The sequence below is a fragment of the Streptomyces thermovulgaris genome (assembly GCF_002155915.1).
Classification (GTDB): Bacteria; Actinomycetota; Actinomycetes; order Streptomycetales; family Streptomycetaceae; genus Streptomyces; species Streptomyces thermovulgaris.
This window is the reverse complement of the sequence record NZ_MUME01000234.1, coordinates 1-8,716: the sequence shown is the minus strand read 5'-3', so window position 1 is coordinate 8,716 and position 8,716 is coordinate 1. Positions and strand designations below refer to the sequence as shown.

The 8,716-nt window shown below is 75.3% G+C and carries 9 protein-coding genes; 5 read left to right on the top strand and 4 right to left on the bottom strand.

Annotation, left to right across the window (positions count from 1 at the left end):
- Positions 1-1,446 (bottom strand): FAD-binding oxidoreductase (locus tag CCN35_RS18800; RefSeq protein WP_086793624.1); only part of this gene is annotated, 1,446 nt, incomplete at its 3' end.
- 94 nt (positions 1,447-1,540) lie between these two features.
- Here CCN35_RS18800 and CCN35_RS18795 point away from each other — a divergent pair.
- Both CCN35_RS18795 and CCN35_RS18790 read left to right on the top strand, forming a co-directional pair.
- Positions 1,541-2,176 (top strand): TetR/AcrR family transcriptional regulator, encoded by a 636-nt coding sequence (locus CCN35_RS18795; protein ID WP_086793622.1) that lies wholly within the window; start codon positions 1,541-1,543, stop codon positions 2,174-2,176.
- On the top strand, positions 2,173-3,768 hold the full coding sequence (locus tag CCN35_RS18790) for a glycerol-3-phosphate dehydrogenase/oxidase (protein ID WP_086793621.1): 1,596 nt from the start codon (positions 2,173-2,175) through the stop codon (positions 3,766-3,768). Before CCN35_RS18795 ends, CCN35_RS18790 begins: the two co-directional genes overlap by 4 nt.
- 256 nt (positions 3,769-4,024) lie before the next feature.
- On the opposite strand, the gene CCN35_RS18785 is transcribed toward CCN35_RS18790, so the two are convergent.
- The 3 genes from CCN35_RS18785 to CCN35_RS18775 form a co-directional block, all read right to left on the bottom strand.
- Positions 4,025-4,396, bottom strand: coding sequence for a MerR family transcriptional regulator (locus CCN35_RS18785; RefSeq protein WP_067388801.1), 372 nt, complete (start codon positions 4,394-4,396; stop codon positions 4,025-4,027).
- A 41-nt stretch (positions 4,397-4,437) separates the two neighbouring features.
- Positions 4,438-5,208, bottom strand: a complete 771-nt coding sequence (locus CCN35_RS18780; RefSeq protein WP_086793618.1) for an SDR family NAD(P)-dependent oxidoreductase — start codon at positions 5,206-5,208, stop codon at positions 4,438-4,440.
- Positions 5,209-5,516: 308 nt separating this feature from the next.
- Positions 5,517-6,035, bottom strand: coding sequence for a hypothetical protein (locus tag CCN35_RS18775; RefSeq protein WP_086793616.1), 519 nt, complete (start codon positions 6,033-6,035; stop codon positions 5,517-5,519).
- A 199-nt stretch (positions 6,036-6,234) separates the two neighbouring features.
- Here CCN35_RS18775 and CCN35_RS18770 point away from each other — a divergent pair, with 199 nt between their 5' ends.
- The 3 genes from CCN35_RS18770 (at position 6,235) to CCN35_RS18760 (ending at position 8,547) form a co-directional block, all read left to right on the top strand.
- Entirely contained in the window at positions 6,235-6,918 is a 684-nt protein-coding gene (locus tag CCN35_RS18770) for a lipoprotein (protein ID WP_086793614.1), read from the top strand.
- 286 nt (positions 6,919-7,204) lie between these two features.
- Positions 7,205-7,669, top strand: coding sequence for a low molecular weight protein-tyrosine-phosphatase (locus tag CCN35_RS18765; RefSeq protein WP_086793612.1), 465 nt, complete (start codon positions 7,205-7,207; stop codon positions 7,667-7,669).
- Positions 7,666-8,547 carry a fructosamine kinase family protein gene (locus tag CCN35_RS18760; protein WP_086793610.1) on the top strand — a complete coding sequence of 294 codons (882 nt, stop codon included), beginning with the start codon at positions 7,666-7,668 and terminating at the stop codon, positions 8,545-8,547. Before CCN35_RS18765 ends, CCN35_RS18760 begins: the two co-directional genes overlap by 4 nt.
- The last annotated feature ends 169 nt before the right edge of the window (positions 8,548-8,716 follow it).

The following is an 8,716-nucleotide window of genomic DNA, read 5'->3' as shown; positions in this document are numbered from 1 at the left end:
GGAGCCCGCCAAGCGCGCGGCTCCGATCGCCTCGTTCGCCGCGCGCTTGGCGGGCTCCCAGTGGGCCACCGGGTCCTCGCCCTGGGCGCTGACCACGGTGAAGTACAGCGAGGCGCCGTTCTCGTAGACGTGCGAGATGTGGCACATCACCAGCGGCGGGGTGCCGGCCGCGGTGAGCGTGCCGGTGAGCGCCTCGCGGACGGCGGTGTACAGCCCGGGCAGACGGGACCAGAAGGCGGCGGTCTCCAGGGTCTCGACGAACGCGCCCGCGTCCAGCAGGGCGTCGCGCAGATAGGGCGCCGCGTAGCGGCCGTGGGCCCAGCGCTCGCCGGGCTCCTCTCCCAGGAAGGTGCCGCCGCACGCGCGCAGGACGTCCGCGGCGCGTTGTCTGCGGTGGGCGGTGTCCTCTTCGGTGCCCTCGTAGCCGGCGATCGCCAGACAGCCGGTGTCCCGCCGGCTGTCGGGGGAGCCGATGGCGTCGGGCTGGGCGAGGCCGACCAGCGTCTCGGTCTCGTCGGACAGGCGCAGGACGGTCGGCCGCGGCCCGTCCTGGGCGAGCTTGCGCAGGGCGGTGGCGCCCTCCTCGAAGGAGGCGAAGCGCCAGCCCTCGTAGCGGCGGGTCCGCGGCAGCGGGCGCAGCCGCACGGTCAGCGAGGTGATGACGCCGAAGGCCCCCTCGGAGCCGAGGACGAGCTGGCGCAGGTCCGGGCCGGCCGCCGAGCGCGGGGCGCGTCCGGCCTCGAGGGTGCCCTCGGGGGTGGCGAGGGTGAGGCCGAGCACCATCTCGTCGAAGCGGCCGTAGCCGGCGGAGGCCTGTCCGCTGGAGCGGGCGGCGGCGAATCCGCCGAGGGTGGCCCATTCGTAGGACTGGGGGAAGTGGCCGAGGGTGAAGCCGTGTTCGGCCAGCAGTGCCTCGGCCCGCGGGGCGCGCAGCCCGGGTTGCAGGGTGGCGGTGCGGGAGACCGGGTCGAGGGCGAGCAGCCGGTTCATGCGGCGCAGGTCCAGGGCGACGAAGGGGCGCCGCCGCTCGGGGGCGAGACCGCCGACGACGGAGGTGCCCCCGCCGAACGGGACGACGGCCAGGCCGTGCGCCGCGCAGGCGCGCAGGACGGCGAGCACCTCGTCGTGGTCCGCGGGAAGGACCACGGCCGCCGGGACGTCGGTGACGTCGCCGCGGCGGATCCGCAGCAGGTCGGGGGTGGACTTGCCGCGGGTGCGGCGGACGCGGGACTCGGCGTCGGTGCGGACGTGCTCGTCGCCGCCGACGGCCTCGCGCAGGGCGCGGCGTGCGGCGTCGGTCAGCGGTGAGGCGGGCACGGGAAGGGCGTCCAGGGCGACCGGTGCGGTGGCGCGGGGCCTGATGCCGAGCAGGTCGCGCAGCAGCCCGGTCACCGTGTCGGGCAGCGGTGTGGCCCTGGCCGGGTCGCCCCAGCCGCTCCACAGCATGTCCGGCACATCCGGCATGTTCATGAGCGTCGTTCCTCACCGGTCGTGGTCGAAGAGTGCCGCGGCGTCACGCCGTGGCGTTACACTGTGACACATGACGCCTATTCGTCACAATGGTGCGGCGGACCCGGTCCGCCCGGCCCCCGCGGCCCGCTCGGACGGCGACGCCGTGCTCGACGCCGTGCGCGACTGCGTCCTGGCGGTCGGGGTCCGCCGTACGACCCTGACCGACGTGGCCCGGCGGGCGGGCGTGTCCCGGATGACGCTGTACCGGCGCTGGCCCGATGTGCGCTCCCTGGTCGGCGATCTGATGACCCGGGAGTGGACCGAGGCGGCCGGCCGGGCGATGCCCGAGCCCCGGCCCGGGACGGACACCCGGACGCGGCTGGTCGAGGGACTGGTGGCCGGGGTGAGGGAGTTCCGCGCCCACCCGCTCTTCCGCAAGATCGTCGACGTGGACCCCGAGCTGCTGCTCCCCTATGTGCTGGACCGGCGCGGAGCCAGCCAGGAGGCCCTGCTCGAACGGCTCGCCGGCCTTCTGCGCGAGGGGCACGCCGACGGATCGGTGCGCACGGGGCACGCCGGACGGCAGGCCCGGTCCCTGCTGCTGGTCGTCCAGTCCTTCGCCCTGTCGCTGCGCACGATGACCGACGAGGAGGACCCCGAGCTGAACGGCGAGGCGCTCCTCGAGGAACTGCGGACCCTCCTGGAGAGGACCCTGATGCCATGAGCTCCGGCAGCACCCCCGCCGGGGGCCCCGCGTCCCCGGGCACCTCCCTCACCGCCGGACGCCGGGCGCGCGAACTGGCCCGGACCGTCGGCGGCGAGACGGTGGACGTCCTGGTGGTCGGTCTCGGCGCGACCGGTGCCGGGGCCGCGCTGGACGCCGCGGCGCGGGGGCTGAGCGTCGCCGCGATCGACGCCCACGACCTGGCCTTCGGCACCTCCCGCTGGAGCTCCAAACTGGTCCACGGCGGGCTGCGCTACCTCGCGTCCGCGCAGTTCGGCGTCGCGCACGAGAGCGCGGTCGAACGCGGGGTGCTGATGGAGCGCACCGCTCCCCATCTGGTCGGCGCGCAGCCGTTCGTCCTGCCCCTCACCCCGCTGGTCTCACGCCGTCAGGCCGCCCTGGCCCGGGCCGGTCTCCGCGCGGGCGACGGACTGCGGCTGGCGGCGGGCACCGCCCGCGCCACGCTGCCGGCGCCGCGCGGGCTGTCCGCGGTGGAGACCCGTCATCTCGCGCCCGCCGTGCGCGGCCCGGGCCTGCGCGGCGGTCTGCTGTCCTGGGACGGCCGGCTCACCGACGACGCCCGTCTGGTCACCGCGATCGCCCGTACGGCGGCGGGCCGCGGCGCGCGGATCCTGACCCGGGTGCGGGCCCTGGAGCTCACCGGCTCCGGTGCCCGGGTGCGGGACGAACTGACCGGCGAGGAGGGCGAGATCAGGGCCCGCGCCGTGATCAACGCCGCCGGGGTGTGGGCGGGCGGCCTGGTGGACGGCATCCGGGTACGGCCCTCGCGCGGCACCCACCTCGTGCTGCGCGAGGGCCTGCTCGGCCCGCTGCCGGCCGGGCTGCACATCCCGGTGCCCGGGGAGACCAACCGCTTCGTGCTGGTGCTGCCGCAGGACGACGGCCGGGTCTACGTCGGGCTCACCGACGAACCCGTCGAGGGCGGCGTCCCGGACGTGCCCGAGGTCCCCGAGTCCGACATCGGCTTCCTGCTCGACGTGCTGGCCTCCGCCCTGGAGGTCCCCGTCCGCCGCGAGGACGTGGCCGGTGCGTTCGCGGGCCTGCGTCCGCTGCTGGACACCACCCCGGCGGCCGGGTCCGGTGCGGCGCCGCGGACCGCGGACCTCTCCCGCAGGCACGCGGTGCTGACCTCCGCGGACGGTGTGATCACCGTGGTCGGCGGCAAGCTGACCACCTACCGGCGGATGGCCGAGGACGCGGTCGACGCCGCCGTCGCCGTGCGCCGTCTGGCCGCGGGCCCCTCCCCCACGGCCGCCCTGCCGCTCGTCGGCGCCGCCTCGCCGCAGCGGCTGGCCGTCCTGCGGGCACCGCGCCGTCTGATCCGCCGCTACGGCACCGAGGCCCCGGCCGTCCACGCCCTGGGCGACCGGGACCCGCGGCTGCGCGAACCCGTCCTGGACGGCCACCCCGTCACCCGCGCCGAACTCGTCTGGGCCCTGCGCCACGAGGGCGCTCTCGACGCATCCGATCTCCTGGACCGCCGCACCCGCATCGGTCTGATCCCCTCGGACCGCGCAGCGGCCCTGCCGGTGGTGCAGGAGGCGGTGGGCGAGGTGCTGGGGGCACGGTGACTCGCCTCCGTGCGCCGGTCGCTGTTGTCGGCAGTGACCGAGCGCGGCGACCGGCGCGCCCGAACGCGATCGGCGCCGTCCGTCTCGCCGGGGCATGAAACCGGCGGCCTCGCGCAATCGGGAGCCGCGCATTTCCCGGCCTGTGAGGGCTCGTGGTCACCGTATGCAGCCGTACGCGGCTACCGGGAGCGCAAGGCACCCCGGCTCTCCTGAATCCGTGCCGTGGAGCTGCCGTGAGACGGGTGATGACGGGCGGTCAGGCCGCCGACCGGCGCCGCTCACTGATGGCCCGGCGCAGTGCGGCCTGCAGACGGTCCCGGACCGCCGTCTGGGCGGCGATGCGCCGGTTGAGGACCGCCAGTCGCTCCGACACCACCTGTATGCCCTTGTCGGAGGGCGGTGCCGTGGTCAGGTCTCCGTCCAGGCACGGCAGGAAGACCCGCACGTCGTCCAGGGTGAGTCCGGCGGCCAGGAGGTAGCGGATGTTGCGGACCCGTGTCACCGCCCGCTCGTCATAGACGCGGTAGCCATTGGGGGCCCGCTCCGAGGAGATCAGCCCGGCCTGCTCGTAGTGCCGCAGCGCACGGGCGGTCGCTCCGGTCGCCTTGGCCAGCTCACCGATCCGCATCCGCTTCGCCCTCCCGGGCAGCACTCCTATCACACCACGGCTCACGCCACGACCGCCTCGCCGTCGACCGGGAGGACCACCCCGGTGACGAATGACGCGGCCGGTGCGGCAAGGTGGGTGATCGCCCAGGCCACCTCCTCCGGCCGGCCGATCCGGCCCAGCGGCGTGTGCGCCAGCTGCCACTCCCGCACTGCGGCCATCCGCTCCGGGGTCAGTCCCTGGTGCTCGCCGATCGGGGTGTCGATCGCACCGGGCGCGACCGCCACCACCCGGACCCCGCGGGGCGCCAGTTCGACCGCCCAGCTGCGGGTCAGCAACTCCAGCGCGGTCTTGGTCGCCGCGTAGACCGAACTGCCCGGCCAGGCCCGCTGCCCCACCGACGTACTCACGTTGACGATCACCCCGCCGGACGCCTCCAGGGACGGCAGCGCGGCCTGGGCCAGCAGAATGGGTGCGATCAGGTTGGTGGCGATCTGAGGCGCGATCCTCTCCGGTGTGAGCGTGCCGAGGGCACCGCTGTGCACGATGCCGGCATTGTTGACCAGCACGTCCAGCCGGCCATGCAGCTCCAGCGCAGCCTGGACGATCCGCTCGGGCTGCCCCTCGGCGGTGATGTCGGCGGTCAGCGGGGTGATCCGGTCGCGCCCGGCGGCGGTCTCGTGGAGCGGTTCGGCCCGCCGGCCGACGGCGAGGACGTGGGCGCCCTCGGCGGCGAAGGCACGGGCGGTGGCCCGGCCGATCCCGGTGCCGGCACCGGTGACGACGACGATCCTGCTGACCTGGGATGCGTTGCTGCTGTTCATGCCGGGCATCGTTCAACCCTGCCGCCAGCGGTAAGGTCAAGCGGCCCCGGTGAGCTCGTGATCAGCGGATGCGGCCTTCCGACAGGCCCGCCGTTCCGCGTGCCCTGTGGGCCGAGGTCGGCTTTCCGATCCCGTATGCGTGAGGGGAAAACCCGTATGTGTGGGGGAAAGCCGTCTCAGCGTCTCGGCACTCGCCCGGATCAAGCTGCCTGTCCGCAGCCGTCTCCCCGGGCGGTTCATCGCCGCAGAGCAGACCGCTCGTTCGGGATCACCCTGTGGCAGGTTTCCGGCGCATCCGGGTCGTGCCCCTCGTCGGCTCAGGCCGCCAGGGCCGAGCCCCCGGCGAGGCGGGTGAGGAGTTCGGCGTGGTGGAGGCCGGCCACCGGGGACACCAGGTCGGGGTGGCGGAGGAGGGCCGCCGCGCGGCGGTCGCTGTCGTCGGGGTCGAGCAGACGGCGGAACTCGACCGGCACGGCCGAGGACGCGGCGAACTCGTCCACCGCGCGGCCGGCCAGGTCGGGGTCGGTGAGCAGGCAGGCGGCCCAGCTCGCGACGACCTCGTCGACCCAGGTGCGCCAGGCGTGGGCGTCCGGGTCGTCGGTCCCGGCGCCGTCCACGCCGGTGATCCAGTCCAGGCGGGCGGAGCCTCCGGGGCCGGCCATCATGACCAGTGCGGCGTCCATGGGCGTCGGGTAGCGCAGCCAGGCCGCGACCGTGACCGCCTGGCGTGCCTGCGCCTCGCAGAGGGCGGCGGCGAGCGTACCGCCGGACGCGGGGTACGCATGGGTCAGCCAGTGGGTGGTGGCGGCGATGAGCGGGGCGAGATCTTCGTGCACTGCCGGGCCGTTCGAGCTGTTCACGGACAAAAAGGACGCGCAGCACGGTAGCTTCCGCCCCTGGGGGAGGCATATGACGCAGATCCCCTTCGGGGTGTGTCCTCCGCCACGTTCGCCGAAGGCGCGGCACCGAGGGCGCTCGAAGCGGGGGAACCGCGGCCCGATACAGTGACGCGCCGGCGAAGACGGGAGAGACGTGGTGGGAACCGGGGCGGGGACGGCGTGGCGGGGCACGGTGGCCGTGGTGGCGCTGCTGGGCGGGATGCTGACGGCGTGTGCGGGGGCGTCGGGACCGGCGGACGACGCGGCTCCGGCCGCCGGCGCGTCCGCCACGGCGACGAGCGGGGCGACGAAGGAAGCGACCGCCGCCCGCAGCGGGGGCTCCGTCGGCGCCCGCGGTTCGGCCTGCGAACTGCCCGTCGCCTTCGACATCGCCGCGGGCTGGAAGGCCGAGGCCGTGGACCGGCCGGCCGGGGACTCCCCCGCCGCCGAGGAGGCCACCGACGCGCTTCTGCGCCAGGGCCCGGTGACCGCCGTGTGCGAGATCGACGCCAAGCCCGCCGGGCACATCGGCTTTCTGCGCGTGTGGACCGGCGCCCCGGACGCGGGGGACGCCCGTACGGTGCTGCGGGCCTTCGTGGCCGCCGAGGGCTCCGTGCGCAAGGAGCAGTACCGCCCGTTCCGTGCGGGCGGGCTCGAGGGCGTCGAGGTCGAGTACCTCCGCACCGGCGAGCTCCTGGACGAGCCGAAGCAGGAACGCGCCCTGGCCGTCGGCACCTCCCGGGGTCCGGTCGTCCTGCACCTGGGCGGCCTGGACACCGAGGAGCACCGGCAGATGCTCCCCGCCTACGAACTCGCCAAGAGGACCCTGCGGGCCACCTGATCATCCGGCCGTCCGACTGCCTGATCATCCGGTCACCTGGCCGTCCGACCGTCCGATCAGCCGGTCACCTGCCTGTCCAACGGTCCGACCACCCGGCCATTTGACCGTACGACCGTCCGATCACCCGGCCACCTTGCTGTCCGACCGTCCGATCACCCCTTCACCCGACCATCCGCTCACCCGACCGTCCGGCCCTCGGGGAACGCCCCCGGTCCCGGCGGCCGAGCGGTGTCGTCGGCTCGACGCGGTGCCGGCGGTGCGCGGAGTGCCTCGTACCCTGGGGGCCGTGCACATCTGTTTCGTCTGCAGCGGGAACATCTGCCGATCGCCGTCCGCCGCCCTGGTGTTCGCCGAGCATCTGCGCCGGGCCGGGCTGGAGGACGCGGTGCGGGTCAGCAGTGCGGGGATCGGCCCCTGGCACGTCGGGGAGCCCATCGACGAGCGGTCCGGCGAGGCGCTGGCGCGGCGCGGCTATCCGGTCGAGCACGTGGCCGCGCAGATCGGGGCCGAGCACCTGGACGCCGATCTGTTCCTGGCCATGGACGGCGGCCACGACAAGGCGCTGCGGCGGCTCGTCGACGACCCCTCCCGGGTGCGGCTGCTGCGCTCCTTCGATCCGGAGGCGACCGGCGACCTCGATGTCCCCGACCCGTACTACGGCGGCCCGGAGGGCTTCGAAGAGGTGCTGGACATGATCGAGGCCGCGACGCCCGGTCTGCTCGCCTGGGTGCGCGAGCGTCTGGCCGCATGACCGGCCGGCCACCGGCCGGTGCCGGCGAGGACGACCCGGGGGCCGCGGCCGCCCGGCTGACCGGGCGCCGGGTGATTGGACGGCGCCCGCTGTCGGGGGCCGTCGCCGAGGTGACCCTCGACGACGGCCGGGTGGTCGTGGTCAAGCGCGGTGACGGTCCGGAGGCGACACGCGCCGAGGCCGCGGGGCTGCGCTGGCTCGCCGAGGCGGACGCGGTGCGGGTTCCGGCGGTGCACGGCCACGACCGGCACTGGCTGGTCACCGACCGGGTGCCGCAGGGCCGGCCGAGCCCGCAGGCGGCGGTCCGGTTCGGCCGTGCTCTGGCCGCCCTGCACGCCGCCGGGGCGCCCGCGTTCGGCGCGCCGCCGCCCGGCGGTCCCCGGGAGGCGTACATCGGGCTCGCGCCGATGCGCAACGTCCCCGGCGCCGACTGGCCGCAGTGGTACGCCGAGCACCGGGTGCTGCCCTATCTGCGCCGTGCGGTCGACGACGGCACTCTGCTGCCCGCCGAGGCGGCCGTGGTCGAACGCGCCCTGGAGCGGCTGCCCGGGTTCGCCGGTCCCGCCGAACCGCCCGCGCGGCTCCACGGGGACCTGTGGAACGGCAATGTGCTGTGGGGCGCCGACGGCGAGGTCCGGCTGATCGACCCGGCCGCGCACGGCGGGCACCGGGAGACGGACCTGGCGATGCTCCATCTGTTCGGCTGCCCGCATCTGGACCGTGTGCTGGAGGGCTACCAGGAGGTCGCGCCGCTCGCCGACGGCTGGAGCGACCGCATCGGGCTGCACCAGCTCTTTCCGCTGCTGGTGCACACGGTGCTGTTCGGACGCGGATACGCCGCACAGGCGGTCGCGGCGGCCCGCGGCGTCGGCCGGTGATCCCACGACGCGCCGTCCTCCACCGGCCGGGCGGGGTGTCCGGGGCCATGCGCGTGCCCGGCTCGTCGTCGTCGCGCGGCACCGCGTCGGGGATGCCCTCGTGCACGATCACGGCCTGCGTGCCGCCGTCCGTCCCGGTGGGAAACAGGAGCCGGGCACGCGCATGGCC